Source organism: Nocardioidaceae bacterium (assembly GCA_018672315.1).
GTDB lineage: Bacteria > Actinomycetota > Actinomycetes > Propionibacteriales > Nocardioidaceae > TYQ2.
This window is the reverse complement of record CP076053.1, coordinates 3397502-3424224: the sequence shown is the minus strand read 5'-3', so window position 1 is coordinate 3424224 and position 26723 is coordinate 3397502. Positions and strand designations below refer to the sequence as shown.

Genomic DNA, 26723 nt, shown 5'->3' with positions numbered 1-26723 from the left:
ACGGACGGGTGCCCCGGGTCCTGAGCATCGCGGGCACGGACCCCACGGGTGGTGCCGGAATCCAGGCGGACCTCAAGAGCATCGGAGCCAACGGCGGCTACGGCATGGCGGTGGTCACCGCGCTCGTCGCGCAGAACACGAGGGGCGTATGCAGCGTGCACACCCCGCCGCCGGCTTTCCTGCGCGAGCAGCTCGATGCCGTCAGCGACGACGTCGACATCGATGCCGTGAAAATCGGGATGCTCGGCAACGAGGAGACCGTCGACGAGGTGCGGACATGGCTGGGGAGCGCGCAGCCCCCCGTGGTCGTCCTCGACCCGGTGATGGTCTCCACCAGCGGCGACCGGCTGCTCGATGCCGCCGCCGAGGAGGCGCTGCGGGGCCTGGTGCCTCTCGCCGATCTCGTCACGCCGAATCTCAACGAGCTCGCCGTGCTCATCGACGCACCCGTGGCCACGACGTGGGCACTCGCTCTCGACCAGGCCCGGGCGCTCTCCTCCTCGACGGGGACGGTCGTGCTCGCCAAGGGCGGTCACCTCGACGGCGCCGACTGTCCGGACGCCCTGGTCGACGCGCGGGGCGCCCTTCCCGGCGAGATCGTCGAGGTCGAGGGTCGACGCGTCCGCACACGCAACACCCACGGCACGGGCTGCTCGCTGTCCTCGGCCATGGCCACCCGTCGCGTCGTCGACGGTTCGTGGCCTGAGGCGCTGCGACGCACCAAGCAGTGGCTCGCCGAGGCGATCGCGCGCGCCGACCGGCTGCACGTCGGCCGGGGAAACGGGCCCGTCCACCATCTGTACGAGCTCGACCCGACCTCCCGAGGGAGCCGCGCGAATGCAGCTGTCTGACCGAACCGTGCTGGTGACCGGCGCCGGTCGCGGACTGGGCCGGGCCATCGCCCGCGCCGTCGCGCGCGAGGGCGCCCGGGTCGTCGTCAACTACCGCCGCAGCCGCGAGACCGCGGAGGATCTGGCAGGCGAGCTGGGCGACCGCGCCGTCGCCGTGCGGGCCGATGTGACCGACCGCGAGCAGGTCGCCAGCATGGTGGAGCGGGCCGAAGCTCAGCTCGGGAGCCGCGTGGACACCGTCGTCAACAACGCGCTCGCCGACTTCTCCTTCGACGGGGACGACCGAGCTACCGCCGACGTCATCGACTGGCCCGCCTTCGAGTCGCAGCTGGCAGGAAGTCTCCGCGGCGCCCTGAACACGGTGCGGGCCTGTCTGCCGGGCTTGCGGACCTCCGGCGACGGCCGTGTGGTCAACATCGGCACCAACCTGCTGCAGAACCCGGTGGTGCCCTACCACGACTACACCGCCGCGAAGGCGGCTCTGCTGTCGTTCACGCGTACGTTCGCCGCCGACCTGGGTCCCGACCAGATCACCGTGAACATGGTCTCGGGCGGCCTCCTGCGCACCACCGATGCCAGCGTCGCGACGCCGGAGGCGGTCTTCGACCTGATCGCCGACACCACGCCGCTGCGTCGCGTCGTCACGCCCGACGAGCTCGCGGACGCCGTCGTGTTCTTCCTCTCGCCGTGGGCTCGCGCGATCACCGGCCAGAACCTGGTCGTCGACGGTGGCTTGGTCATGAACTGAGGGCCGGCGCAGAATCTCGGGGCGCAGCCTCGACATCTGATGAAGATTGATGAAAGCATGCCCAGATGATGAAGGATGATGAACGGCAGGGCCGTCTGCGTACGACGTCGCGCAGCCCCTTCCGGCCGTCCTTCGGGTCCAACCCGCCGCTGGTGACGGGCCGCGACGCGGTGCTGGACGAGATCGCCGACGCGCTCGACAGCGGCCCGGGAGCCGCCGGGCGCGCGGCGCTCATCACCGGCAACCGCGGCATCGGCAAGACCGTGGTGCTGAACGAGGCCGAGGCGCTCGCACGCGAGCGCGGCTGGGTCGTCGTCTCCGAGACCGCGACCCCGGGGCTGCTCCAGCGTCTGGCCGAGGAGGGCCTGCCCGAGGTGGCCGACGTGCTGCGTCAGGCGCCCGCGCCGGGCACCCGGCCCAGGCTGCGAGGTATCACACTGCCGGCGGGGCTCGGTGGTCTGCAGATCGACAACCCGCCGGCGTCGAGCCGAGGGGGCGTACGGCCACAGCTCAACGCCCTCACCGAGGCGCTCGAGGACCACGGCACCGGCATCATGCTCACGCTCGACGAGGTGCACGCCGGGGCCGCCCGTGAGGAGGTCGCCCAGCTGGCCACGGTGGTGCAGCACGCCTTCCGCGAGGACCGTCCGGTCGCGTTCGCCGCCGCCGGCCTGCCGGCCGCGGTGCAGGACCTGCTCACCGCTGACGTCTCGACCTTCCTGCGTCGCGCGCGCCGCTTCGTGCTCGCCCCGCTGAGCGAGGTCGCGGCGCGCGACGCGCTGCGTCTGCCGATCCGGGACGCGGGCCGCGAGGTCTCCGAGGAGGCGCTCGCGCTCATGGCGGAGGCGACGCTGGGCTACCCGTACCTCATCCAGGTCGTGGGGGACAGGGCCTGGAGGCAGGACACGCGCAGTGCGCGGATCACGACGGAGCACGCGCGGGTCGGGGTGGCAGAGGCGATCTCGGAGTCGTGGTTCGCGCTGCACGAGCCGGCGGTCAACGACCTGTCGGAGAAGGACCGCAGCTTCCTCGCCGCCATGGCCGCCGACGAGGCCGAGTCCTCGATCGCCGACGTGCAGCGGCGGCTCGACCGGGACCACGGGTACGTCTCGCGCTACCGGTCGCGGCTGATCGTCGCGGGACTCGTCGAGCCGAGCCGCCGCGGATACCTGCGCTTCACCATTCCCTACATGCGCGACTTCCTGCGCTCCCGGCTCGACGTCTGAGGACGGCACCGTCCGACTCCTGACCCTGCTGCGGCCGCACGCGTCGGGCGTACGCTCGCGCGGTGGACGCTGAGACCTCTCGGACGGACGGGCTCGATCCCGTGGGGGAGACGCTGCGCGCGTCGAGTGCGCCCGTCGCGTGGGCGGACGCGCGAGCCGCGAACCTGGCCAACTGGCAGGACCGGGTGTCGATCCACGAGGTGGCCTACGGTCTCGACGACTTCGACGACCCCGCGCATCTGAGCGACGTGGTGACGTACGACCTCGAACGGCTCGCCGAGCACCTGGGGGAGGGGCCGCTGGACGGTCTCGAGGTCTGCCACCTGCAGTGCCACATCGGTACCGACACCGTCTCCCTGGCACGTGCGGGCGCGGCACGGGTGGTCGGGGTCGACTTCTCGCCTGCGGCGCTGGCGTCGACGGCGACGCTGGCCGAGCGAGCGGGTGTCGCCGAGCGCACCGCGTGGGTCGAGACCGACGTGCTGGACGCGCGGGCGGCGGTGTCGGGGGAGTTCGACGTCGTCTACACCAGCATCGGCACCATCAGCTGGCTCGAGGACCTCGACCGTTGGGCACAGCAGATCGCAGCCCTGCTGGGGCCGGGGGCGCTGTTCTACTTCCGCGACGGCCACCCCTTCATGGACACCCTCGACGAGCATGCCCCCGGCCTCACCGCGGCGTACCGCTACTTCCCGAACGGCCGCGCCCGGGAGTGGGACGACGCTGGCAGCTACGTCGGCGACGGCACGGTCGAGCACTCCTGTCACTACGACTACCCGCACTCCATCAGCGAGGTGCTGAACGCCCTCGTCGGCGCCGGCCTGTCGATCGTGGCGATGCACGAGGACGACGTGCTGCCGTGGCAGTTCAGCCCGCGGATGGTGAAGGTGGCCGGCGGTTGGGCCTGGCCCGGCGTCGACCGCGAACGCGTCCCGCTGACGTGGACCGTCGTGGCGAGGGCGGCTCACCGACCGTGAGCACACCGCAGACCGAAGAGGTCTTCCGCGATCGTGAGCGTGCCGAGTCCTTCGGCTCCGTCGCCGAGGCGTACGACAGGTTCCGACCGGGCTACCCCGACGGGATGTTCGACGACCTCGGAGCCATGGCCCCAGGGTCGGACGCGACCCTGCTCGACATCGGCTGCGGCACCGGACGCCTGAGCATGGGCCTGGCGCGGCGGGGGATGGACGTGCTGGGTCTCGAGATCGACGCCGGGATGGCCAGGGTCGCCCGTGAGCACGGCCTCGATGTCGATGTCGACTCCTTCGAGGACTGGGACCCCGCTGGACGTTCGTTCGACCTGATCACCTGCGCGCAGGCATGGCACTGGCTGGACCCGGAGGGCGCCTTCGAGAAGGCTGTCTCCCTGCTCCGCCCGGACGGTCTCCTGGCCTGCTGCTGGAACTACCCGCGGTCGCTGCCGTGCCAGGACGACCACCTGGCGCTCTATCGACGGCTGGCGCCGCAGCTCGAGATCGAGCCGCCCACCGGCGTCGTCGAGCCGAACCTGGACCAGTTCGAGGCTGCTGCCGCCATCGAGGTCGTCTCCACGCATCGCTACGAGTGGACCGAGGTCATGACGGCGGAGCAGTGGATCGGCCGCGTCGCCACGCACAGCGACCACATCCGGCTCGACCGGCAGCATCGTGATCATCTGTTCTCGGAGCTCCAGCGTGTGCTCGAGCCGCAGGAGCCGTTCGAGGCGGCGTACGCGACCTGGCTCATCACCGCGAGGCCGCGCAGTCGGCAGGGGGGCCGGGGGCGTGGTCAGATCTAGACGAACTGACATAATGCATATTATCGGCGCTTTGCAGGAGCCGGCCACCACCCACCCTTGAAGGCTGATTGCGCGGGCTCCCAGGTGGCTACGGTCCTGAGCATGACGATGATCTTCAGCCGAACCCTCAGCGCTGCCACCGCGGCGTACGCCGGCTACTGCTTCGCCGAGCCGGCGCACCTGCCGCAGGCGCTCGGGTGGAAGGCCGACAGGACCGAGACCGGCAAGCGCATCGCGTACGCCCTTGGCATCCGCGACGCGGCCATCAGCTCGGTGGGTGTCTTCGGTGACCGGCACCAGGTCCGTCGCGCGATGCAGGCCCGCATGTTCTTCGACGTGTTCGACGCCGCAGTCCTCGCGCCGCAGGGTGCCGACCGCACCGCCCAGCTCAAGGTCGGCGGCACGGCGCTTGCGTACGGCGTGCTCAACCTCGCGGCGCTGACTGCCGACTCCCGTCGCGTACGCAAGGCCTCGCAGCTGCTCACGCTCACCACTCCGGCGGGCGTCGCGCGCAGCGTGCTGCGCTAGGTGGTCATCACCCGGCGGCCGTCCGAGGCCTGCGGGAGCCCTCCTCGGCATCTGAGAAGGTGCTGCCATGAGGATCGGACTCCTGACCAGCGGCGGTGACTGCCCGGGGCTCAACGCCGTCATCCGCGGCGCCGTGCTGCGCGGCGTCAAGACGTTCGGGCACGACATGGTCGGCATCCGCAACGGCTGGCGCGGCTTGCTCGACGGCGACGTCATGGCGCTCCCCCGGACGCGTGTGCGCGGCCTGGCCGGCGTCGGCGGCACGATTCTCGGCACCTCGCGGACCAATCCGATCGACGCGTCGGGGGGTGGTGTCAAGGCGATCCGCGCCAACCTCGAGCGGCACGACATCGACGCCGTCATCGCGATCGGCGGCGAGGGGTCCCTGGCCGGTGCGAAGCGTCTTTCCGACGCCGGCCTGCCGGTGGTGGGCGTGCCGAAGACCATCGACAACGACCTGGCCGGCACCGACTACACCTTCGGGTTCGACACCGCCGTCGCCATCGCGACCGACGCCATGGACCGCCTGCGCACGACGGGCGAGTCCCACCACCGCTGCATGGTCGCGGAGGTCATGGGTCGGCACGCCGGCTGGATCGCCCTGCACTCGGGCATGTCCGCTGGAGCCCATGCCGTGCTGATCCCCGAGCAGCGCGTGACCACGGCCGAGCTGTGCACCTGGGTGCGGGAGGTGCACGAGCGCGGCCGGTCTCCCCTGGTCGTCGTCGCGGAGGGCTTCATCCCCGAGGGCCACGGGGAGGTCGTCAACGGCAAGGGCGTCGAGCTCGACGGCCGGCCCCGGCTCGGAGGGGTCGGGGACTTCGTCGCGGCCGAGATCGAGCGCCTGACCGGCATCGAGACCCGTGGCTCCACGCTCGGCCACGTGCAGCGCGGCGGTGCCCCGACGGGATACGACCGGGTGCTCGCCACCCGGATGGGCATGGCCGCGACCGACATGGTCAACGACCGTGCCTGGGGTCAGATGGTCGCGCTCCGCGGCACCGAGATCGAGCGGGTCGACTTCGCCGAGGCCCTGACGGGGCTGAAGACGGTTCCGCAGCACCGCTGGGACGAGGCCAAGGCGCTCTTCGGTCGCTGACCTCAGTCCTGGCCGGTGTCCTGGCCGGTGTCCTCCTCGGCATCCTGCTCGATGTCGAAGGCCTCCCGGTCGACCTGGTCACCGGTCTCCGCGTTGCCCTCGGGCATCGCGTCCAGGGCCGCCGAGCGCTCCGCGGAGTCGTCGTGACCCTCGTCGAGTCCCGGGTCGTGGTACGCGGTCGCATCGGGGTCCTGGGGCAGTTCCGGAGTCATGAGAGGAACGTATCCACGACCTGCCGTCCGCACGCGGCCGCCGGTGTGGCGCACCTCTCCCCCACGAGTGTTCGTTCGGATTGCCCATGACGTCACGGCGTGGCAACATGAGTGTTGAGCCGGTTGGCTCATGACAGGGCGGAGGCGATCCGCCATCCACGACTCCACCAGGAGGTGCGTCTCATGACCCGCATTCGCAAGGCTTTCCACGCTATCGACCAGTTCACCGCGGCGTTCGAGCCGTGGTTCCTGGACACCAAGCGCAACGCTCGCTGACACGCGAGCTCCGCTCCGCCGGGCCGGTCACCGCGAGGTGACCGGCCCGGCGTGCGTCTCAGGCGGGGAGGCGTTCGGCCAGCTCCTTCCAGGTGAGCAGCTGCTTGCGGGCCATGACCAGGTCCCCCACGCTGACCGCCGGGGCGGCCCACCGGTGACGCCGCATCACGATCTTGAGCAGCAGCCGCGTCCGCCGGGCGCCCACGGGCACCAGCACGTACGACATCACGGCCCCGAGGATCTCACCGGTCAGCTCGCGACCGGGGTCGACCGCCAGCACCTCGCCGAGCGGCCGGCCGGCGCAGGCCAGGAACGGGTCGCCGACCCGCGGGTCGTCCAGGTCGCGGAGCTCTCGCGGCGACGTGCGACCCAGGTTGTCGATCCAGTCGTAGGAGTACGGCGCGAGCCGGATCTGGCGGACCCACCGCCACACGTGCTCCGCGGGGGCGTCGACGGTGATCCCCCGCCACGCCTCCATGGCCGGTGAGGGCACCAGCCGGTCGCACGGGTACGTCCGCGCCGTCTCCTCCCCCGACACGCCCCACCGGTCACCGATCACGCGACCATGATGCCTCGTGCGGCTCCCTAGGCCCGGACCTCGCCCAGTGCCTGGGCCACGGCGCTGCTGACCGCCGCTCCCCCGTCCTCGACGCTGGCGACGGCGACGCCGTCGACGAGCACCGCACCGGGTCGCATGGCCACGCTCGCCGCCCGCGCGGCGTGCAGCGGGCCGCGCTCGGGGCGGACACGACGGAACGCCCAGCCCAGCAGCCACACGTTGTCGGCCGGCGTGACCTGCACGTCCACCCCGGGGTGGTCCCGACGCAGGCGTCGGTACACCTCGCTCGTCGGACCACCGTGGTCGCGCGTACGCGGCCCCGCGAGGGCGAGCGGAGCGGGCGCGACGCCGTCGCGCACCGTGCCCCCGCAGCACCCGCCGCCCCCGTGGGCCTCGACCCAGGGGCGTACGACGACCACCCGCACCGTCACGGGCGCCTCACCGCCCGGCGCTCTCCGGCGTGGCCTCGACCTCCGGGACCGGACCGAGCTGACCCGAACGCGCCTTGCGGAGCGCCCCGAAGGCCTCGACGACGAGCCAGATCGCCAGCACGAAGATGACGCCGTCCAAGGGGGCGAGCACCCACTGGCCCGCCTCGACGAAGTTGAGGAGGTTGGCCACCAGGGCCCATGAGGTCATCACGAGCAGGAACACCAGCGGGACGAGCGTCGCGAGCGCGTTCGAGCCCTTGCGGGTCACCCACACCGCGATCACGGCGAGCGCCAACCCGGCCGTGAGCTGGTTGGTCGTGCCGAACAGCTGCCAGAGGACGCCGAAGGTGTAGCCGTCCTCGCCGCCACCGGGCAGCAGTGCCATCACCATCGGCACCGCGACCGCGACGAGCCCCGAGAGCGTGAGGTTGCGCGCGAGGGTGTTCCACCCGGCGAGCTCGGCGATCTCCTGGACGACGTAGCGCTGGAGGCGTACGCCGGTGTCCATCGTGGTGGCGGCGAAGGAGATGACCACGACCGCGGCGAACGTCGCGGCGATCGCGGCGGGCGCGCCGAGGTTCGCCGCGAACTGCGCGGTGCCCTCGACGAAGTTGCCGACCGCGCCGTCGCTGGCGGTGGTGAAGTCGGGATAGAGCGCGTCCCAGTCGGCGCGGCTCGCGGCGACGCCGGCGGTCACCGCGAGCAGGGCGCCGACGGCGAGCGATCCCTCGCCCACCGCGCCCATGTAGCCGACGTAGCGGACGTCCTCCTCCTTGTCGATCTGCTTGGCCGTCGTGCCCGACGCGACCAGCGAGTGGAAGCCGGAGATCGCACCGCAGGCGATCGTGATGAACAGGAACGGGAGGATGGAGGGTGAGCCCTCGGGCACGTCGTTGAGCACCGGCGCGACGATGCGGTCCATGCCGACGAGGATGCCGAGACCGATGACGCCCAGGGCGATGAACAGCTGGTGGGAGTTGATGTAGTCGCGCGGCTGCAGCAGCAGCCACACCGGCAGCCGCGAGGCGACGAAGGTGTAGACGAACAGCAGCACCACCCACACGTTGCGCGGCTCCATGCCGACGAGCTCGCCGACCGGGGTGATGTCCAGTGGCAGCACCTGCCCCACGGCGATGAGCACGTACAGCAGCACGACGCCGACCAGCGAGGGGATCAGGGCCGCCGAGCGGGTGCGGTAGATCAGCTGGCCGATGCCGATGGCGAGGGGGATCTGCACCAGGATCGGCAGGACCGCCTCGGGATAGGCGACGAAGAGGTTGCCGATGACGACGGCGAAGACCGCGTTGACCAGGGTCAGCAGGAAGAAGATGATCAGCAGGAACAGCGTGCGCGCCCGCGCGCTGATGACCTCGCTGGCGATCGTGCCGATGCTGCGGGCGCCCTGGCGCACCGAGACGGCCAACGAGCCCATGTCGTGCACGCCGGCCGCGAAGATCGTGCCGACCACGATCCAGGCGAGGGCCGGGCCCCAGCCCCAGAACGCGGCGATGGCAGGGCCCACGATCGGAGCCGCGCCCGCGACCGAGGTGAAGTGGTGGCCGAAGACGACGTGCTTGTTGGTCGGCACGAAGTCGACGCCGTCGTCGACGGCGTGCGCCGGGGTGACGAAAGCAGGATCCATGCCGTACACGGACTGCTGCAGGTAGCGCGAGTAGTAGCGGTACCCGAGGCTGAAGAGCACCGCGACGACGGCGGCGACGATGATGGCTGGCACGAGATCCCCTCCTGGCCGCACGCGGCCGGCGGGTGCCGGGCTCACGCATCGGACGATGCACTCTGCAACGAGTGGTGCCCGTCACGCAACACCCGGGGGGTGGACGAGCGGCCCCCTACGGTGGACAGGTGCCCCCTGTCGACCCCTCCGACCCCACTGAGCCCGCTGAGCCCGCTGAGCCCACCGTGGTCGCCGACGCCGTCCGCGCCGCCCGTCGCGGTGGACTCGCCGACCTCGCGTGGCGTCCCGCAGACGCCGACGGCCCGTGGCCTCGCGTACGCGGGGTGCTCCCCCTCCTCGACACCGCAGCCGACGCCACGAGGGAGGGACCGTCAGCCGGCACGCTGGTTATCGCGCTGACGTACGCGGAGGCGGCCGACGCCCGCTCGCTGGCGACGGGCGGACGGGCGACGCTGGTGCTGGAGGCGGTCGCGGGCGAGGTCGCCGTGCGGCGTGCGCTGGAGTGCGATGTCGACGTCGACCCGGACACCGAGGGGCACGAGTTCGTCGACCGGCTGCTCGACCAAGAGCTGCGACGGTGGCCGCCGTCGCGGCTGCTCGCCGACTCGCCGATCCTCCGCCGGGAGCACTGGTGGTACCTCCCGCGGCTGCTGGTGCGGCTGCACCCGCGGTCCGTACGGGACCTCCCGGTCACCGCTGCCGCGGATCACCTGCTCGTCGTCGACGCAGAGGGGGCGGGTTCCCGGGCGGGAGGGCCGCTGGATCTCGCTGCGGTGCCGAGGCCGGACGGGCTCACCACCGACCACCGTGGTCCGACTCCTCTCGATGCGCCGCGTGCTGCGGTCCCCGACGGACCCGCGACGCTGTACGGCCGCGCGCAGTCGCCGGACCGCGAGCGGTGGAGCCAGTGGTCCTGGCACGGGCCTCGGGAGGGCTCGGACCTGCACGTCGTCGGGGCGCGAGGTGTGGTGGGACTCGGTGCGACACCGGGGGTCCTCACGCGGTGGCGTACGCAACGTCGTCTCGAGCGCGCTTGTCGCGCGGAGCTCCGACGGACGGACGCGCTCGCCCCACGCCCCGTGGAATAGCTCGGGTCGCCGCGTACGTTCGACCGGCGTGAGCGACGCCGACGAGTACGCCTCCCTCTCCCCCCTGTCATCGGGCTCCGCCGGGGCAGGAAGTCCGGGGTCCACCTACCGTGACGCGCACGCGCTCCTGGTCGAGCGTGAGCCCGCCGCGGCGCTCGAGATCATCGAGCCGGCCTTGGACGTCTCCCCCGCCGACCGTGGCCTCCGGTCCCTGCGCGCCTGGGCGTTCCTGATGCGGGCGCAGCTGGAACGGGCGGAGTCCGAGCTCACCCGTCTCGTCGAGGACGACCCGAGCGACGCGTGGGCGCGTCACGCACTCGGACGCAGCCTCGAGCGGCAGTCGCGGCAGGCCGAGGCGTTGCCGCACCTGCGTCTGGCCGAGGCCATGACGGGCGACGCGGTGCACGGGGCTGCCGTCCGCCGGGTCGAGGCCGCCGTGAAGGCCGGCGCATGAGCCACTCCACCGCTGAGGTGGGCACCGACCGCGCCGCACCGGCCCCGCGCCGGCTCTTCCGGGTCGTCGCGGTGACCGAGGCCGTGACGTGGACGCTGCTGCTGGTCGGCATGTACCTGAAGTACGTCAGCGAGACCACGGACGCCGTGGTGTCGGTCGGGGGCATGCTGCACGGCATCGCCTTCATCGCGTTCGTCGTCACGACGGTCGCCGTCGCGATCGATGCACGGTGGGGTCTGCGTCGGACGGTGCTGGTGCTGGCGAGCAGCATCCCCCCGCTGGTCACCGTGCCCGTCGACCTGGTCCTCGAGCGACGGGGCGCCTTGCCCGAGCGGTGGCGTCTCCGCACGGAGGCGCCGACGACGCGGCTCGACAGGCTGCTGGCACCGGGCGTACGCCACCCCGGCCGGGGGCTGCTGGTCGGCGTCGCCGGCGTGGCGGTGCTCACCGGCGTCGCTCTCCTGGTCGGTCCGCCGGTCGGCTGACCGGCGGCTCACCCCTCGACGAGCTCGGCGACGGCGACAGTCCGCTCGCCGTGGGCGACGGAACGCAGACCCGCGACGACGGCGTCGAGCCACGCGGTCACCGACTGCTCGGCCTCCGGCGTGCCGGGGTAGCGGCAGCGCAGGTGCAGGCCCGCGGCGGTCAGGACGAACCAGACCATGACGCCGTCGGTCTCGATCACGGCGCCCACGAACTGTGCGTCCAGGGCGAGGGTGTCGACGTCGACGGGGAGCCGTCGCAGGTCCAGCCAGGACAGGGCGAACAGCCCGGGGGCCACGGGCATGTCGCCGTACGGGGCGAGCACGTCGGCCAACGGCCACGACCCGAGCACGACCGCGGCCGCGAGGGCCTCCCCGGACGCATCCAGGTCGGGGTCCGCGACCTCCAGCACCGAGTTGGTGATGAACCACCCGACCGCGTCGTGCCACCCCGCGTCGTGCCGGCTGTGCACGGGGAACAGCGCCCGCAGCGGTGCCTGCGCGAGGTCCCGGGTCACCGCCGTCATCACCGAGACGGCCACGGTGGCCGGGCGGGCGCCGTGGGCGCGCGCGCGTACGCCTCGAGGTCCGCTGCCTCGTCGGCGTCGAGGACGTCGCGCACGACGAGCCGTTCGGGCACGGGCGCGGTCACCTCGCCGAGCGGCAGGGGGAAGCACGGCATGGCGTCGCCCCCGGCGGCGAGGGCGCGCCACCAACGGTGGCGTACGGACGCCGGCGCGGGCGGCAGGGCCGCGAGCGCGGAGGTGTGGTCCGCGAAGTCCGCGGCACGCGGACCGAGGCGGTCGGGGCCGTCGGCCCAGGCGGTCACGAGGTCACGCAGCACCACGAGCATCGACCACATGTCGACGTGGGCGTGGTCGGACCCGACGACGACCACGGGGGACTCGGCCGCGTCGTGCGGGTCGATGAGCAGCAGACGGTGTGACGGCTCCGCGTACGGTCGGCAGGTCGCGTCGAGCACCTGCCGCACCAGGTGGCGCGTCTGCTCCTCGTCCTCACCCGCGCCGTGATCGACCCAGTGCGCGTCGAGCACCTCCAGCCGGTGCAGCAGCAGCCGGTCATCCGTGCGGGCGAACGCCGAACGGAAGGTCGGGTGCCGGGCGACCACGGCGAGCCACGCGGCAGCCAGACGACCGGGGGTCTCACCCGGGGTGCCACCGGGCGTGTCGCGTGGGAGTCGCGCGGAGACGGCCATCCAGGACCCGGGGCGGTCGACGAGACCGACATGACGTCGCTGGTCGAAGGAGATCGGCAGGGTCTCGGTGCCGCGCCGGCACGTCAGCGTGAGGCCGTGCACGCGCCCGGCGGGCAGCGTCATCAGGGCCACGCTCGTCAGCCGCACGTCGTCACTCTAGGTGCCGGACCGGCTGCGTACGTGTGCTCGCTCACGATCGGCACGCGGGGTGTCGGGATGAGGGCGGACCGGTCCTACGCTGGACCATGCCTTCCCTGACGGTCCGCGACGCGCGTCTCGCCCGCGACGTGCAGGGACGCAGCGGCCCGGCGGTCGTGCAGCTGCACGGGCTGACCTCCAGCAGGCTGCGCGAGACCCAGCTGGGGCTGGACCTGGCCCGCGAGGTCGTGCAGGACGCGTCACGAGCGCGCGTGCTGTCCTACGACGCGCGAGGTCACGGTCGCTCCACCGGCGCCCTCGACGGGACCGACCGACCCGCGGACTTCGCCTGGGAGCACCTGGCGAGCGATCTGCTCGAGGTCCTCGACCTGACCTTCGGGGACCAACCCGTGCACGGCGTCGGGCCGTCGATGGGTGCGGCCACGCTGTTGCACGCCGCGGTGCGCGAGCCGGAGCGGTTCACCGGTCTCACCCTCACCGTCCCTCCGACGGTCTGGGAGTCGCGGGCCGCGCAGGCGGCCTCGTACGAGGAGTCCGCCCGACTCGTCGAGACAGAGGGCGTCGAGGCGTTCCTCGCGGCGGGCGAGCTGGCACCGCGACCCCCGGCGGTGGCCGACCACCCGCTCACCCCGCCCGACGTCGCCGCCGAGCTGCTCCCGACGGTGCTGCGCGGCGCCGCGCTCAGCGACCTTCCCGCGCCCGAGGCCGTCGCCGGTCTGAGGGTGCCGACGCTGCTGCTCGCGTGGACCGAGGACCCGACCCACCCCCTGGACTCGGCCCGACGTCTGCAGTCGCTGATCGCGGGGAGCGAGCTGGTGGTCGCCGAGTCACCCGCGCACGTCGCGACCTGGCCGGCGCGGTTCCGCGCGCAGCTGGAGACCGCGGTCGAGGGCGGCCTCAGGCAGTCAGGAAGACCCGCAGCGACGCGGTGAATGCCTCGGGGCGCTCCGCGTGCACCCAGTGACCGGCGCCCTTGATGGTGAGCTGGCGCGTCCGCGGGAACAGCGCCCGCATCGCCGGGTCGTGCGCGTCCTGGACGTAGTCGGACCGCTCCCCCGCGATCCACAGCACGGGGTGGTCGAAGGTCGCGTCGAGCTCGGGGAAGCCGCCGATCACGGGGAGTCCCTCCCGCAGCAGGTCGAGGTTCGCGCGCCAGGAGAACTCCTCGCCCTGCTGGTGCAGGTTCTGCAGGAGGAACCCGCGTACGCGGGCGTCGTCGACCCGCTCCGCGAGTCGTTCGTCGGCCTCACCGCGACGCTCGAGCGTCGCGAGGTCGAGGGCGGCCAGCGAGTCGAGCAGGTGCGCGAACTCCCCGGACTCACCCGTGCCCTCGCTCTGCGTGGGGCTGATGTCGACCACCACCAGACGGTCCACGAGATCGGGGTGCCGCAGCGCGAGCACCATCGCGACCTTGCCGCCCATGGAGTGACCCACGAGGTGTGCGGGCTCGGCGTACGTCTCACGCCACCAGGCAGCGATGACGTCCGCGGTGGCGACGTAGTCGACGGAGTCCGTCCACGCGGACCGACCGTGGTTGGGGAGATCGACGAGGGTCGAGCGCAGGTCGGGCCGCAGGTCCTTCGCGATGGTCGTGAAGTTCTTGCCCTGCCCGAACAGGCCGTGCAGGAAGATCACCCGCTCGCCGGAGTCCCCGATCTCGCGGACGTGGAGCGGGTCGTCGCGGTGCTCGTGCTCGGCCACGGGACGAACCCTAGGCGCTGCGCGGTGGCGGGCGGCCGCTGGGCAACCGCGGTCTGCGTACGCTCGAGGTCATGTCCGTCATGTCCGGTTCGCGGGTGCGCGCCCTCGCCGCCGCCGCGGTGCTCGCGCCTGTGCTGGGCTGCGCGGACGCCGGGCCGAACACCGCGTCGGACGCCGGGCCGGACGAGACCGTGCGGACGGTGGACACGGCCGCGGTGGAGGAGCCGGCCCCTGAGGCGACACCGATCGAGGCCACGCCCGAGGCCGTACCGGCTGACGACCTGGAACCACCGAAGGCTCAGCCCTCGGACGGCCGCGCCCGTGACGCGCTGCTGAGCATCCCCGCGCTGGGCATCCGGGACGTGCAGGTCGTGTCCTACCGCGGGTTCACCGACGACGCCGAGGGCACCGACATCCGGAACGGCGGCGTCGCGGCCAGCCCCACCGGGCCCCGCGGCGGCGCCGGGCCCGGCGGTGTCGGCAACTACCAGGTCACCGCCCACCGGCTCTCGGCCGGCGGCATCTTCCAGTACCTGCCCGACCTCGGTCGGGGGGACCGCATCCGCGTCGCGGCCGGGGACACGACCTACGTGTACGCGGTGCGCCGCACCCGCATCACCAGCTTCCGCAGCGCCGAGTCGCTGCGCGAGCAGCGCGCCGCCGTCCCCGGTCGACCGGGCGTCGAGCCGACCCGCGCGATGGTGACGCTGTCGACGTGCCGGACGCTGGAGGACCACGCCGAGGGCAACTACTGGTCGGACGAGTTCGACAACCCCGAGAACCGCATCGACAAGATCGGTGTGCTCGTCCGCACCATCGAGGGCTGACCTCCACGCTCGCGGAGGGGTACCCTCGTGCGGCCCACTGGCCTCGGCCAGCCTCACGTCGCCCTCGGGAGCCCCGTGACTTCTCGTCCTACCGTACGCCGGCTCACGCTCGTGCCTCTCGTGGTGCTCGCCCTGTGGCTGCCGCTGTTGCCGGTCACCGCGCAGGCTGCGGACGCACCGTCGTCCGGGTCCACCTTCTCGGCGACGCCGCCCGGGGCGCGCAGCGCGGTCGTCCGCGACCTGCGTCGCGCGTTGCGCGCCGCCGACGCGAACCGCCGCATCCCTGCGGGCACCGAACCGGGCCGTGTCGACCTCGTGGGTGACACCCGCACCCTCTCCCCCGCGTGCACCGCGGACCCGGGCGAGACCCGACACCGCATCTGCGCCCGCGGACGCACCGGCTCCGACCACACGGTGGTCGTGCTCGGAAACTCCAAGATGGCGATGTGGTTGGCGGGCCTGGAGTACCACGCGCGCCGTGAGGGCGTCCGCCTCGTGCCGTTCATCAAGTACGGCTGCGCGCCGTACATGTTCGAGATGTGGCGCAAGGGCAGCCCGTGGCCCGAGTGCTCGAACTGGCGTGACTGGGCGCTGCGCAAGATCAAGCGGATGAAGCCCGACCTGGTCGTCACCGCGGCGCACACCTGGCTGGAGTTCGAGGGACCCAACGGAGGTCAGATGCCGAAGGGTCGTGCGTGGGACCGCACGTGGCAGACGGGCGTGGAGCGCACCGCACGTCGGCTGGGACGTTCCGCGGACCGGGTCGTCGTGCTCGGCGACGCACTCACGCGCAGGGACAATCCCGGCGACTGCGCCCGACGCCCCGGACCGACCATGCGGTTGTGCGAGGTGACGATGGTCGGTCGTACGCGACAGCTGCTGCGACTCACCGAGCGCGGCGCGACCAGCGGCGGGGCGGAGTTCCTCGACATGAACGCCTTCACCTGCATCGAGGACCGGTGCCCGATCGTCGCGGGCGGCAGCTACGTCTTCCGTGACAAGTGGGGGCACCTGACGGCGACGTACTCACGGCAGATCAGTCGTGCCTTCGCTACGTCGATCGGACTGCGTCGGTGAGGGCGCGGGTCACGTCGACCGCACTGGTCGCGCTGCTGGCGGTCGTGCTGGCCGTGTTGCCGAGCGGGGCGCCCGCCACTTTCGCCGCGGACCAGACCTCGACCGGCGGAGGTACGACGACGGCCACGGCTGCCGAGCAGACGTCGGCTGCGCGGATCGTGGACGTACGACCCCCGGGGCCGCGCAGCGGTGTCGTGCGGGCTCTGCGGCGTGCCCTGAGGGCGGCGGACCGTGGCCGGCCGATCCCGGCACGTACGCGACCGGCCGACGCCGACCTGGCTCGGGACGTACGCACCCTGCCGCCGCGGTGCACCGCCGACCGTGGCGAGTCGCGTCATGAGCTGTGCCCGCGCGGTGCCGTCGACTCCCCGGTCAGCGTCGCCGTGCTGGGCAACTCCCACATGGCGATGTGGCTGGCAGGTCTGGAGCCCGAGGCCGAGCGCCTCGGGATGCGGATCGAGCCGTACGTGAAGTACGGCTGTCTGCCCTATCGCGCTCAGCAGTACCGCGAGGGACAGCCGTGGACCGAGTGCTCGGACTGGGCCCGGTGGGCGACTGACGAGATCGCTGCGGGAGCCCACGACCTTGTTGTGGTGGCCTCCCACACGTGGCTCAAGCTGCTCGACGACAACGGTGAGCCGTCACGCCGGAGTGCCGCGTGGGACCGGCAGTGGCAGGAAGGCATCCGAGCGACCGTCGAGACGCTGCGTGCGAGCGGCGCCCGGGTCGTCGTCCTCGGGGACTCCACCACTCGCCGTTCCCAGCCCGGCCGCTGCGCGCAACGACGCGACGCCTCCATGCGCCGCTGCGAGCAGCGACTGACGCCGCACACGCTCAAGCTGTTGAGCATGACGTCGAGTGCGGCGACGGCAGGCGGCGCACAGTACCTGAACATGAACGACTTCCTGTGCCTGCGCGACCGCTGCCCGATCGTCTCGCGGCGCCTCTACGTCTTCCGCGACAAGCTGGGGCACATTCCCTCGACCTACTCCTTCGCGGTGCGCCGAGCCTTCTCGCGTTCGCTCGGGCTGCGCGCCTCGTAGCCCGGACCCGGCCGAGCACATGGCGCTCAGAAGGGTGCGGGTGTGCGTTCTCGTGCCGGCGCATGTACGGGGACGTGCTCGGCCGGCAGGGCTGGTGGGGGTGGTGGGTCGATGCGGATGGTGGCGGGTCCGTCGCGGCCTCCGGGGAGCCCGGCGAGGCGTCTGGTCTGCGGTGGTCCTCCGGGGCGGGTGGTGACGAGGAATCGTTGGCGGTGCGGAGAGGTCCACTCATAGGCACCGGGCCCGGTGCGGGCGTAGGCCCACCCGCCGTGGGTCTTGAGGCGGTGGTGGAACCGGCACAGCGGGGCGAGGTTCGCTGAGTTCGTCTGCCCGCCGGCCGTATAGGGGTGCAGGTGGTCCAGGTCGCAGGAGCGGGCCGGGCGGGTGCAGTCGGGGAACACGCACCCGGTGTCGCGGATGATGATCTGCTCGGCCAACTGGGTCGACGGCTCGTAGCCGTCGCTGGTGAGTTCAGCATCGGGGTCGAGGACGGGACGCAGGGTGATGCGGGTGGTGGACGCAGCACCGCACCACTGCCGCACCAGCTCCACGGGGACCTGCCGCAGCGGACCCTGCTCGACCCACGCGATGCTGGCCGCGGCGGGGTCGCCGAGCGCGGCTTCGGAGAGGTGGACGTGGAGCACGACCTCACGCGACGCCCGCGGCAGCGCCACCACCCCCGAGCGAGTGCCGGTGTCGGTCTCCTGGACTGCGGACTCGTCCAGGAGCATCTGGTCGCCGCGGGCGAGTGCGCCGAGGGCCTTCGCGCGGCGTACGTCGAGGGACTCGGTGGACCCGGCTGCGGCGAGTGCGGCGGCGCCGGCGGCGACGGCGCGTTCGAGGTCGAGGGCATCGAGGTGGTCCAGGGTCGCGGCGACGTCCGCGGTGAGGGTGTGAGTGCCGTCGCCGAGGAAGACCCGCACCCCGCGGGTCTGGGCGCAGCGGTCCAGCAGCGCGTGGGCCTGCTCGGGGTCGAGTCGGTGGCGGGTGCGTGTCACGACCTGGTCGATCGCTGCGGGCCCGAGGGTGTGGACCCGGTCGGCGACCTGGGCGTCGACCGCGGCGGCGACCTCGGGGTGCAGGTCCAGGGTGGCCTGGGCGACGCGGCGGGCCCGCCACAGCGGGACCTGGAGGTCCTCGACACGTGCCCAGCAGCCACGGAGCCGGTGACGGAGCTCGAGGAGGTCACCGACCAAACGACGGGTGCTCGCGACCGACAGCCCCAACGTGGCACCCAGCTCAGCCAACGCGAACTCGGCCACCAGAGGTGTTCCGGCCCCGCCCGGCTGCACCGCTCGTTCACCACCCAGCGCCGGGCCTGCACCCGCGCCGGCCTGATGGTCGGGCTCACCGTGCCACGCGATCGGCGCGGTGCCGTCGGACACGAGGTGGTCCCCGGGGTGCGCGTCGGCCCAGGCCAGCACCAGCTGCGCGCGGCGCAGCTCGACACCGGCCTGCTGGACCTGCACGCCCTGCAGCGCCGCGACCAGCAGGCGCGGCGTCTCAGGAACGGGCAGGGACTCGATCACGAGGACAACGCTAGGGACGACCACCGACACTTCCGACGCGATCGGCCCTGCACGTCTCGAGGTGTGGACAACACCTCCCACGGGGTCACGGCTCCGAGGGCACGCACCACCGGTACTGCAGTCGAGCGGCGGGGACGGAGAGAGTGGCGATCGTGCCGGCCAGCTGCGCGGCGCGCCCGAGCACCAGCGTGACGTGCCGATGCGCCGGACGGCTTCCGACGTAGAGCGCGGCGGGCCCCGGGGCGTCGGCGACGGCCAGGACCCTGGCGAAGGCCGCGGCGGATCCGAGGGCAGCAGGCTCGTGACGTACGCGTGGCGCGTCATGTCCTGCATCGTGCCTGCCAGTGCTCACGGCGAGGTGCGCACGGCATGCGGCCAGGGCGCCTGCAGACGCCTCGGCGCCGCACCTCCAGCTGCCCGTCACCCGGCCAGGTGCCCCCACTCCTCCTCGAGCTCGCTCCACGTGCCCGTTCCGACGACCTCGCCTGCGTCGAGCACGACCACCCGATCGGCCCGCGCCAAGGCTGCGCGCTTGGACGTCGACGCCAGCACCGTGCCGCCGCGCGCACGCAGGGTGTCCCAGAGCTCGATCTCCGTTGCCGCGTCCAGCGCCGACGACACGTCGTCGGCCAGCAGCAGGTCGGGCTCGCAGGCGAGCGCCCGAGCGAGGGCCAGGCGCTGCACCTGGCCGCCGGACAGGCGTACGCCGCGGTGCCCGACACGTGCCTTGGGTCCGCCGGCGTCAGCGACGTCCTCGTCCAGCCGCGCTGCCGACAGCGCCGCAGCCACAGGCCGGTCGTGGTGCATCGCGACGTTGTCCTCGAACGTTCCGGACAGCACCCGTGGCACCTGCGCGACGTACGCTACGTGCGGCGGCCGCAGCTCGCGCTCCGCATCCGTGATCGCGGTGCCGTCGCGGCAGACCTCGCCGGTCCAGGAGACCAGGCCCGCCAGCGCGGCGAGCACGCTCGACTTGCCGGAGCCGACCGGGCCGAGCAAGAGGACCAGCTGGCCAGGATCCAGAGTCAGGGAGACCCCGCGCACTCCGACCGTGCCGTCGTCGTGGACGGCCGTCAGGTCGTGCACCTGCCATGTCGCTGCCGGCGTCCGGTCCAGCGGATGCGGCGGCGGAGCAGCGCCCGCGACGAGGTCGACTCCCTCCGGCAGGTCGACCAGCTGGCCTCCCCCGCCGAAGGCCGAAGTGGCCTCGATCCAGGCCCGGGTGCCCGGCGCCTGGGTGACCACGGCACCGGCGACCCGTCCGAAGAACTCGAACCCGGCGATGGAAGACGCCAGCAGCAGCGCGGTGGGCAGCCCCCACCAGCCCAGCAGCAGACCCAGCCAGGCGACCACCGCGCCGGTCTGCACCATCAGCCGCGGCACCGCGTCGAGCAGCGCACGCACGCGGTGCTCCACGAGCGCAGCCTCCACGCGCCCGCCGTCGACATCGGCGAGGTGGCCGCGGGCGTACGCCGTCGCGCCGGCCAGCTTGATGGTGCGCAGCGACTCCAGCACCGAGACCAGGGAGCGACCGAAGCCGGCGCGGGTCGTCGAGGCCCGGCTCTCGGATCGCCCCGCGACCGCCCGACCACCCCACGACGCGCCAGCAGCCGCGAGCAGCACTGACGCGGGCACGAGACCGGCGAGCGGCTCTCCCGCCAGCGCTGCCGTGAGCACCACCAGCAGCGCGCCGTTGGTCAGGTCGACCCACAGGTCGCAGTAGTGCACGTAGCGGTCGGCGTCCATCGCCCGCCCGACGACCTCGCCTGCCGGGTCGCGGCGCAACCGTCGCGTGCGGGTCTGCCCGACCAGCACGGCGTTGCGTACGCGCAGCAGCACCTCGACCCACCAGCGCGGGTACAGCCAGATCCCCGCCGACAGGAAGAACGGAGCCACCAGCAGCGAGGCGCCGACGGCGACCAGCAGACGCGTCGGGTCCGCCCCGTCCTGCAGCCCCGCGACCAGGTTCCCCCACAGCCACGCCGTCGCCGCGCCGAACGCCCCCGTGGCTGCCGAGAAGAGGAAGAACGGCACCGTCGCGATCCCCCACAGCTTCCTCACCATCAGCGCCCGCCACGTGGCCGACACCAGGGACGGCGTCGGCTCCAGCACCGGCGCTGGAGGCGGCGCGGCCTCCCGTCGTGAGCCCGACCCGATCCCTGTGGAAGCACCGATCTCTGGCGCGGATGCGGCGTCCGCCTGTGACTGCTCGTCGCGCGCGGCAGCTCGCACCAGGTCCGCGAAGCGACCCGGCGTACGCGCCAGCTCGGCCCGCGGCCCCTGCTGCACGATCCGGCCGCCCTCCATCACTGCCACCAGGTCGGCGCGGTCCGTCGTCGCCAGCCGGTGAGCGACCAGCACGCCCGTACGCCCCTGCAGCAGTCGCGAGGAGGCGGCGACGACGCGGGCCTCGGTCACCGGATCCATCCTTGCCGTCGCCTCGTCGAGCACCACGACGCGTACGTCGCGCACCAGGAGCCGCGCGAACGCGACCAGCTGCTCCTCACCGGCGGAGAGGGTCGTCCCGCCGGGTCCCAACGGGGTGTCGAGACCGCGGGGCAGACCGGCGATCCACGCGGTGAGGCCCAGGTCCGCGACCGCGGCCTCGACGCGTGCGCGCGGCACCGGCGCCCACAACGTGATGTTCTCCGCCAGCGTGGCGGCAAGCAGCTCGGTGCGCTGGGTGACGACACCCACCTCCCGGCGCAGCGTGGCCAGGTCGACCTCGGTGATGTCGAGACCGCCGAGGAGCACGGTGCCGGGCGGCGGGTCCGCGGCGCGCGACAGCAGCGAGACCAGCGTCGACTTGCCCGAGCCCGTACGCCCCACGAGCGCCAGCGTGCTGCCGGCGGGAACCTCGAGGTCGAGGTCGCGCAGGGCGAAGTCGCCCGTGGGGTACGCGAAGCGCAGCCCTTGCAGCGAGATGTCGAGGTCTCCGTCGGGGAGGTCGGCCCCACCCGCGGGCTCCGCCGGCGACGCGAGCAGTTCCCGCAGCCGCAGCACGGCCCCGAAGCCGCTCTGCAGCTCGGGCAGCCGGCGCGCAGCGGAGTCGGCCTGCCCCACCAGCTGCGAGAAGACGAGGAACAGCGTGACCAGCTCCGCGACTCCCAGGCGACCGGCGTCCACGAGCAGCACCCCCGCCACCGCGACCGCTGCCAGCAGCGCATGCAGGAGCAGGCCCGTGGCCAGGCCGATGCCCGCCTCGAGGTTCAGCACACGGACGAACCGGCGATGCACCTCGGCCGCGAGCTCCGCGGTACGGCGCACGACGAAGGGCTGGCCGAGGCTGGAGCGGATGTCGTCGCGGGCCGCGATGCCCTCCTCGACCATCGCGGCGTGGTCCGTCCACGCGGCCTCCTCCACGACCTTGCGCTCGGAGATCTCGGCGAGACGGGAACGGACGACCCAGACGACGGCCGCGAGGCCGAGAGGGACGAGGACGAAGGCAGGAGTCCACGTCAGCCCCGCGACCACCCACAGCGGCACGAGCGCCGCGACGGTGCGCAGCGCCTGCCACGCGTCGCGCCGCAGCAGGTTGCCGACCTGGTGCGTGTCGTCATCGACCCGGTCCAGCAGCTCGCCGACGGCCTGCTCGGCGGCGACGTCCAACGGTTGCGCGAGGACGACGTCCACCAGGTCGGCGCGGAGCCTGCCCTCGGCACGGTCGACGACGGCGGACCAGGCGACGAGAGCGCCGTTCTCCAGCACCACCCCGCCCACGACCAGCATCGCGAATACGGTGACGAGGATGCCCGTGGCGGACTCGGCCAGGCGACCCGCGACCACCGTCGACGAGGCCGCTGCCGTCGTGGACACGACGAGCAGCCCGAGGGCTGCGACCGACCGTCCGTTGGCGACGCGACGCAGGTCCAGACGGCGCGACTCACCCGCCGTTTGCCCGACGATTCCGGGGCGCCCGAGAGACCCGGTGGCGTTGCGAGACACCACGTCACCCTAGGTGCGCCGTCGACCGAATTTTCGCGATCGCAAGCGGCGCATGCGGGCGCCGTCGGTGCTGCCGGTTCAGTCGGCGTCGAGCGCGGCGAGCTGCTCGTCGGTGAGCTGCAGGTCCGCCGCCGCGGCCGAGTCCGTGATCGACTCCGGCCGCTTGGCGCCCGGGATCGGGATGACGACGTCGGCCTGGGCCAGTTCCCACGCAATCGCGATCTGCTGCGCGGAGACCTCGTGCTCCTCGGCGACGCGGGCGAAGGCGGGGTGCTTCTCGGCGAGCTCCTTCGCGTCGTTGAGACCGCCCAGGGGCGACCACGGCAGGAACGCGATGCCCAGGTCCGCGCAGACCTCGATCTCACGCGCCGAGGAGCGGAACTTGGGGCTGAACTGGTTCTGCACGCTCACCAGGGCGCTGCCGAGCACCGCATGGGCGGTCTTGATCTGCTCGGGATCGGCGTTGGAGAGCCCGATCATGCGGACCTTGCCGGAGTCGTGGATCGCCTTCAGCGTCTGCAGCACCTCCTCGTACGGGGTGTCGGGGTCCGGCCGGTGGTGCTGCCAGAGGTCGATGTGCTCGACGCCGAGCCGCTCGATCGAGGCGTCGACGGCGTGACGCAGGTGCTCGGCGGAGGAGTCGGTGTCCCAGCCGCCGTCCGGATCGGTGCGCACGTGGCCGGCCTTCGTCGCCACGAGCGCGTGCTCGCGTACGCCGGCCTCGTCGAGCAGGGAGGCGAGCAACCGCTCGTTCTCACCGTTCGCCCCGGCTCCCAGCTTGCCGGGCCCGTACGCGTCCGCGGTGTCGAAGAGCGTGACGCCCGCATCGACCGCGGCACGCACGGTCGCGAGCAGCTGGTCGCGAGGGGCGCGGCCCTCCTGGTCCATGGTCATGCAGCCGATGCCGACCGCCCCGACCTGGTGGGTGCCGACGGTGTCGTTGCCGAGTGTGCGTGTGTGCATGCCCCTCCCCTGCCCCGCTCCGCGCCCGGCCAGTCGTGCGCTACCCCCGGGTAAGGGGCGGAGGTGGTTGAGTTCTCCCATGGCCGCCACCACCTCCTCGTACTCGATCACGATGCGTCTGCACACGACGACCGACTACAACGTCGTCGGTCAGATCGCCACCTGCGTGGGAGCGGCCGAGGGTGTCGTCACCGCCATCGACGTGGCGGAGTCACGGCACGACCGTCTGGTCGTCGACGTGACGTGCTCCGCGAGCAACGAGGAGCACTCCCACCGCATCGTCGAGAAGGTCGAGGAGCTCGACGGCGTCACCGTCCACAAGGTCTCCGACCGCACCTTCCTGCTGCACATCGGCGGCAAGATCGAGGTGTCCTCCAAGGTCTCGCTGAAGACCCGTGACGACCTCTCGATGGCCTACACGCCCGGCGTCGGCCGCGTCTCCCGCGCGCTGGCCGACAACCCCGAGGACGTCCCCCGCCTGACCGTCAAGGGCAACTCCGTCGCCGTGGTGACGGACGGATCCGCCGTGCTGGGTCTCGGCAACATCGGCCCCGGGGCGGCGCTGCCGGTGATGGAGGGCAAGGCCGCGCTCTTCAAGCGCTTCGCGGACATCGACGCCTGGCCGATCTGTCTGGCCAGCCAGGATCCCGACGACATCGTGCAGGCCGTCGCCATGATCGCGCCCGGCTTCGGCGGCATCAATCTCGAGGACATCGCGGCGCCGGGATGCTTCGAGGTCGAGCGTCGCCTGCAGGAGATGCTCGACATCCCCGTCTTCCACGACGACCAGCACGGCACGGCGATCGTGGTCACCGCAGCGTTGAAGAACGCGCTGAGGGTGGTCGAGAAGGACCTGAGCGACGTCACCGTCGTGGTCGCGGGCGCCGGAGCCGCCGGCTCGGCCATCGTCACCCTGCTCCTGGCCGGCGGGGTGGGCGAGGTCGTCGTGGTCGACAAGGAGGGCGTGCTTAGCCGCGATGACACGTCCCTGGCACCGGCCATGGCCGAGCTCGCCTCACGCACGAACCCGCGCCGCCTCACCGGCGGGCTCGACGTGGCGTTGCAGGGGGCGGACGTCTTCATCGGGGTCAGCGCGCCCGACATCCTCGCGGAGGAGTGGATCCCCACGATGGCGCCGGACCCCATTGTCTTCGCCCTCGCCAACCCCGACCCCGAGATCGATCCGGCGGTGGCCGGCCGTCACGCGGCGGTCGTGGCCAGCGGCAGGTCGGACTATCCCAACCAGATCAACAACGTGCTCGTCTTCCCCGGTGTCTTCCGAGGCCTTCTCGATGCCCGCGCCACCGATGTCACGGTCGAGATGATGCTCAAGGCCGCCGACGCGATCGCCCGGGTGGTGGGCGACGACGAGCTCAACGCGAGCTTCATCATCCCGAGCGTCTTCGACTCCCAGGTGGTCACCAGCGTCGCCGAGGCCATCGCGGGGGACGAGAAGGACTGAACACCCCGAGACCGGCTGCTGCGGCATTTCGCCCCAAGCCCCTCCAAGGTCGCGCAAACAGCCCCGGGCACTCCGGCGGATCGTCTACCGTGGATCCTGCCCTCGACCCGCCACGGCGGGGCCGTCCCGACGTGGAGACCGACCAGTGACGCCAGGCCCGCGAGCCGACGAGACCACGCCTCGGCGCCACGTGCGTCGCGGCGCGGCGGTCGTCGGCGCCCTCGGTCTGGTCGCGGCGATGATCGGCTGGTCCACCGCCAGGTCCGAACCCTCCACCGGCATCGCGCCGGCCGTCGACTCCGCCGTCAGCACGGCGGTCACCACGGTCGCCGTGGGGCGCTTCGACGCGACGTACGCGGGGCTGGTCACGCCCCTGACGACCGAGCGGGCCTCCCGCGCGGCCGGCCCGCGCTCGGTGCCCGCCGGAGCCGGTGGTGCGCTCGGCACGCCGCAGGTGGGCGTCGGTACGACCTCCGCGGTCGCCCCGGCCGAGACGCCGAGCCCCGTCAGCGCCATCGAGGGCGACCTGCGCGACGCCCTGCAACGGGCCGACCGGCGCGAGCGTCTCCCCCGCGGGCTCGCCGAGCAGGGCTCGGTTCTGCGGGACGACGCCCGTCCCCTCCCGGCCCGGTGCACCGCCGAGCCCGGGGAGTCGCGCCACCAGGTGTGTGCCGTCGGTGACCGGGCGAGCGACCGCACCGCGGTGCTCATCGGTTCCTCCCACGTGATGATGTGGCTCCCGGGCCTCCGCGACCAGGCCGAGCGTGCCGGCGTACGCCTCCTCGTCTACGTCAAGTACGGCTGCGCGCCGTACACGTTCACGATGCGGCGCGGCTACGTCCCGTGGACGGAGTGCATGCAGTGGCGCGACTGGGCGATCGACGACGCCGTCGCGCAACGGCCCGAGCTCGTCATCGCCGGCTCGCACGCCTGGGTCGACATCTCCTCACCGAGCGGATCGGCACTGACCGGGTCCTCCTTCGACGACGCCTGGCGCGGGGGCGTCAGCGGACTCGTCACCAGGCTGGCGCCGGTGACGGACGCGGGCGGCCGGGTCACGGTGGTCGGTGACACCACGCGCCGCACCCTCGACCCGGGACGCTGCGCGGAGTCGCGGCGCGGCAACTACGGGCGGTGCGAGCAGCGCATCACACTGGACACCGTGCACCTCAACGACCTGACGCGTGAGGCGGCCGAGGGAGCCGGAGGCGACTACTACGACCCGGGCGAGCTCGTGTGCCTCGACGCCCGCTGCCCCGTCGCCTCAGGTGGACGCTTCGTCTTCCGTGACCGGCTCGGTCACGTCTCCGCCACGTACGCGCGTCACGTGGGTGCCGCGCTCGCCGAGCGTGTCGGACTGATGCGGTGAGGTCC

27 protein-coding genes are annotated in these 26723 nt (G+C 72.6%); 15 read left to right on the top strand and 12 right to left on the bottom strand.

Annotation, left to right across the window (positions count from 1 at the left end):
• The first annotated feature begins 8 nt into the window (after positions 1 to 8).
• The 7 genes from thiD (at position 9) to KLP28_16380 (ending at position 6229) form a co-directional block, all read left to right on the top strand.
• Positions 9 to 851, top strand: coding sequence for a bifunctional hydroxymethylpyrimidine kinase/phosphomethylpyrimidine kinase (gene thiD, locus KLP28_16410; protein ID QWC87052.1), 843 nt, complete (start codon positions 9 to 11; stop codon positions 849 to 851).
• Positions 838 to 1599, top strand: coding sequence for a 3-oxoacyl-ACP reductase (locus tag KLP28_16405; GenBank protein QWC85083.1), 762 nt, complete (start codon positions 838 to 840; stop codon positions 1597 to 1599). Before thiD ends, KLP28_16405 begins: the two co-directional genes overlap by 14 nt.
• 65 nt (positions 1600 to 1664) lie before the next feature.
• Positions 1665 to 2825: an ATP-binding protein gene (locus tag KLP28_16400; protein ID QWC85082.1), complete on the top strand. Its 1161-nt coding sequence runs from the start codon at positions 1665 to 1667 to the stop codon at positions 2823 to 2825.
• A gap of 62 nt (positions 2826 to 2887) precedes the next feature.
• Positions 2888 to 3802, top strand: a complete 915-nt coding sequence (locus tag KLP28_16395; protein QWC85081.1) for a class I SAM-dependent methyltransferase — start codon at positions 2888 to 2890, stop codon at positions 3800 to 3802.
• The gene (locus KLP28_16390) at positions 3799 to 4602 is read left to right on the top strand and encodes a methyltransferase domain-containing protein (protein QWC85080.1); all 804 of its coding nucleotides are present in this window, start codon (positions 3799 to 3801) and stop codon (positions 4600 to 4602) included. The genes KLP28_16395 and KLP28_16390 overlap by 4 nt, the downstream gene beginning before the upstream one ends.
• 102 nt (positions 4603 to 4704) lie before the next feature.
• Positions 4705 to 5130, top strand: a complete 426-nt coding sequence (locus tag KLP28_16385; protein ID QWC85079.1) for a hypothetical protein — start codon at positions 4705 to 4707, stop codon at positions 5128 to 5130.
• A 67-nt stretch (positions 5131 to 5197) separates the two neighbouring features.
• The gene (locus KLP28_16380) at positions 5198 to 6229 is read left to right on the top strand and encodes an ATP-dependent 6-phosphofructokinase (protein QWC85078.1); all 1032 of its coding nucleotides are present in this window, start codon (positions 5198 to 5200) and stop codon (positions 6227 to 6229) included.
• A gap of 2 nt (positions 6230 to 6231) precedes the next feature.
• Here KLP28_16380 and KLP28_16375 read toward each other — a convergent pair whose 3' ends face one another.
• From KLP28_16375 to KLP28_16355, 5 genes are all read right to left on the bottom strand, one after another.
• A complete protein-coding gene (locus KLP28_16375; protein ID QWC85077.1) occupies positions 6232 to 6441 on the bottom strand; it encodes a hypothetical protein in 210 nt (69 codons plus the stop codon).
• Positions 6442 to 6775: 334 nt separating this feature from the next.
• A complete protein-coding gene (locus tag KLP28_16370) occupies positions 6776 to 7276 on the bottom strand; it encodes a hypothetical protein (GenBank protein ID QWC85076.1) in 501 nt (166 codons plus the stop codon).
• A gap of 26 nt (positions 7277 to 7302) precedes the next feature.
• Positions 7303 to 7707: a hypothetical protein gene (locus KLP28_16365; protein ID QWC85075.1), complete on the bottom strand. Its 405-nt coding sequence runs from the start codon at positions 7705 to 7707 to the stop codon at positions 7303 to 7305.
• Positions 7708 to 7714: 7 nt separating this feature from the next.
• A complete protein-coding gene (locus tag KLP28_16360; protein QWC85074.1) occupies positions 7715 to 9442 on the bottom strand; it encodes a carbon starvation protein A in 1728 nt (575 codons plus the stop codon).
• Positions 9443 to 9774: 332 nt separating this feature from the next.
• The gene (locus tag KLP28_16355) at positions 9775 to 9969 is read right to left on the bottom strand and encodes a hypothetical protein (protein ID QWC85073.1); all 195 of its coding nucleotides are present in this window, start codon (positions 9967 to 9969) and stop codon (positions 9775 to 9777) included.
• Between the two features lie 259 nt (positions 9970 to 10228).
• Between KLP28_16355 and KLP28_16350 the strand changes: the two genes are divergently transcribed.
• Complete coding sequence (locus KLP28_16350; GenBank protein QWC85072.1) at positions 10229 to 10945, top strand: tetratricopeptide repeat protein; 717 nt, start codon at positions 10229 to 10231, stop codon at positions 10943 to 10945.
• Positions 10942 to 11430, top strand: a complete 489-nt coding sequence (locus KLP28_16345) for a DUF3817 domain-containing protein (protein ID QWC85071.1) — start codon at positions 10942 to 10944, stop codon at positions 11428 to 11430. The genes KLP28_16350 and KLP28_16345 overlap by 4 nt, the downstream gene beginning before the upstream one ends.
• 8 nt (positions 11431 to 11438) lie before the next feature.
• Here the strand turns inward: KLP28_16345 and KLP28_16340 are convergent, their stop codons facing one another.
• A complete protein-coding gene (locus KLP28_16340) occupies positions 11439 to 11945 on the bottom strand; it encodes a hypothetical protein (protein QWC85070.1) in 507 nt (168 codons plus the stop codon).
• Positions 11946 to 11953: 8 nt separating this feature from the next.
• Entirely contained in the window at positions 11954 to 12790 is an 837-nt protein-coding gene (locus KLP28_16335) for a hypothetical protein (protein ID QWC85069.1), read from the bottom strand.
• 98 nt (positions 12791 to 12888) lie between these two features.
• Here KLP28_16335 and KLP28_16330 point away from each other — a divergent pair, with 98 nt between their 5' ends.
• Positions 12889 to 13734: an alpha/beta hydrolase gene (locus KLP28_16330; protein QWC85068.1), complete on the top strand. Its 846-nt coding sequence runs from the start codon at positions 12889 to 12891 to the stop codon at positions 13732 to 13734.
• Here the strand turns inward: KLP28_16330 and KLP28_16325 are convergent.
• Positions 13700 to 14503 carry an alpha/beta fold hydrolase gene (locus tag KLP28_16325; protein QWC85067.1) on the bottom strand — a complete coding sequence of 268 codons (804 nt, stop codon included), beginning with the start codon at positions 14501 to 14503 and terminating at the stop codon, positions 13700 to 13702. The two genes, KLP28_16330 and KLP28_16325, sit on opposite strands and share 35 nt — an antisense overlap.
• Positions 14504 to 14583: 80 nt before the next feature.
• Here KLP28_16325 and KLP28_16320 point away from each other — a divergent pair, with 80 nt between their 5' ends.
• The 3 genes from KLP28_16320 (at position 14584) to KLP28_16310 (ending at position 17450) form a co-directional block, all read left to right on the top strand.
• Positions 14584 to 15330 carry a sortase gene (locus tag KLP28_16320; protein ID QWC87051.1) on the top strand — a complete coding sequence of 249 codons (747 nt, stop codon included), beginning with the start codon at positions 14584 to 14586 and terminating at the stop codon, positions 15328 to 15330.
• A gap of 75 nt (positions 15331 to 15405) precedes the next feature.
• The gene (locus KLP28_16315) at positions 15406 to 16407 is read left to right on the top strand and encodes a hypothetical protein (GenBank protein QWC85066.1); all 1002 of its coding nucleotides are present in this window, start codon (positions 15406 to 15408) and stop codon (positions 16405 to 16407) included.
• Positions 16404 to 17450 (top strand): hypothetical protein, encoded by a 1047-nt coding sequence (locus KLP28_16310; protein QWC85065.1) that lies wholly within the window; start codon positions 16404 to 16406, stop codon positions 17448 to 17450. The genes KLP28_16315 and KLP28_16310 overlap by 4 nt, the downstream gene beginning before the upstream one ends.
• Before the next feature lie 26 nt (positions 17451 to 17476).
• Here the strand turns inward: KLP28_16310 and KLP28_16305 are convergent, their stop codons facing one another.
• The 4 genes from KLP28_16305 to KLP28_16290 all read right to left on the bottom strand — a co-directional run bounded on the left by KLP28_16305 (position 17477) and on the right by KLP28_16290 (position 23887).
• Positions 17477 to 18979, bottom strand: a complete 1503-nt coding sequence (locus KLP28_16305) for an HNH endonuclease (protein QWC85064.1) — start codon at positions 18977 to 18979, stop codon at positions 17477 to 17479.
• Positions 18980 to 19064: 85 nt separating this feature from the next.
• Positions 19065 to 19331, bottom strand: a complete 267-nt coding sequence (locus KLP28_16300) for a hypothetical protein (GenBank protein QWC85063.1) — start codon at positions 19329 to 19331, stop codon at positions 19065 to 19067.
• Positions 19332 to 19399: 68 nt separating this feature from the next.
• Positions 19400 to 22795, bottom strand: a complete 3396-nt coding sequence (locus KLP28_16295; protein ID QWC85062.1) for an ABC transporter ATP-binding protein/permease — start codon at positions 22793 to 22795, stop codon at positions 19400 to 19402.
• 207 nt (positions 22796 to 23002) lie between these two features.
• Positions 23003 to 23887: an aldo/keto reductase gene (locus KLP28_16290; protein QWC85061.1), complete on the bottom strand. Its 885-nt coding sequence runs from the start codon at positions 23885 to 23887 to the stop codon at positions 23003 to 23005.
• Between the two features lie 79 nt (positions 23888 to 23966).
• On the opposite strand from KLP28_16290, the gene KLP28_16285 reads away from it, so the two are divergent.
• Together KLP28_16285 and KLP28_16280 are read left to right on the top strand one after the other, a co-directional pair.
• Positions 23967 to 25349, top strand: coding sequence for an NAD-dependent malic enzyme (locus KLP28_16285; GenBank protein QWC85060.1), 1383 nt, complete (start codon positions 23967 to 23969; stop codon positions 25347 to 25349).
• A 145-nt stretch (positions 25350 to 25494) separates the two neighbouring features.
• Complete coding sequence (locus tag KLP28_16280) at positions 25495 to 26718, top strand: hypothetical protein (protein QWC85059.1); 1224 nt, start codon at positions 25495 to 25497, stop codon at positions 26716 to 26718.
• Positions 26719 to 26723 lie beyond the last annotated feature (5 nt).

Bases quoted from the DNA above. Each gene is read 5' to 3' on its own strand.
- KLP28_16385 (QWC85079.1), top strand. From the start codon at position 4,705: ATGACGATGATCTTCAGCCGAACCCTCAGCGCTGCCACCGCGGCGTAC.
- KLP28_16290 (QWC85061.1), bottom strand. From the start codon at position 23,887: ATGCACACACGCACACTCGGCAACGACACCGTCGGCACCCACCAGGTC.
- KLP28_16400 (QWC85082.1), top strand. From the start codon at position 1,665: ATGATGAAGGATGATGAACGGCAGGGCCGTCTGCGTACGACGTCGCGC.
- KLP28_16350 (QWC85072.1), top strand. From the start codon at position 10,229: ATGCGCCGCGTGCTGCGGTCCCCGACGGACCCGCGACGCTGTACGGCC.
- KLP28_16380 (QWC85078.1), top strand. From the start codon at position 5,198: ATGAGGATCGGACTCCTGACCAGCGGCGGTGACTGCCCGGGGCTCAAC.
- KLP28_16405 (QWC85083.1), top strand. From the start codon at position 838: ATGCAGCTGTCTGACCGAACCGTGCTGGTGACCGGCGCCGGTCGCGGA.
- KLP28_16285 (QWC85060.1), top strand. From the start codon at position 23,967: ATGGCCGCCACCACCTCCTCGTACTCGATCACGATGCGTCTGCACACG.
- KLP28_16320 (QWC87051.1), top strand. From the start codon at position 14,584: ATGTCCGGTTCGCGGGTGCGCGCCCTCGCCGCCGCCGCGGTGCTCGCG.
- KLP28_16345 (QWC85071.1), top strand. From the start codon at position 10,942: ATGAGCCACTCCACCGCTGAGGTGGGCACCGACCGCGCCGCACCGGCC.
- KLP28_16375 (QWC85077.1), bottom strand. From the start codon at position 6,441: ATGACTCCGGAACTGCCCCAGGACCCCGATGCGACCGCGTACCACGAC.
- KLP28_16330 (QWC85068.1), top strand. From the start codon at position 12,889: ATGCCTTCCCTGACGGTCCGCGACGCGCGTCTCGCCCGCGACGTGCAG.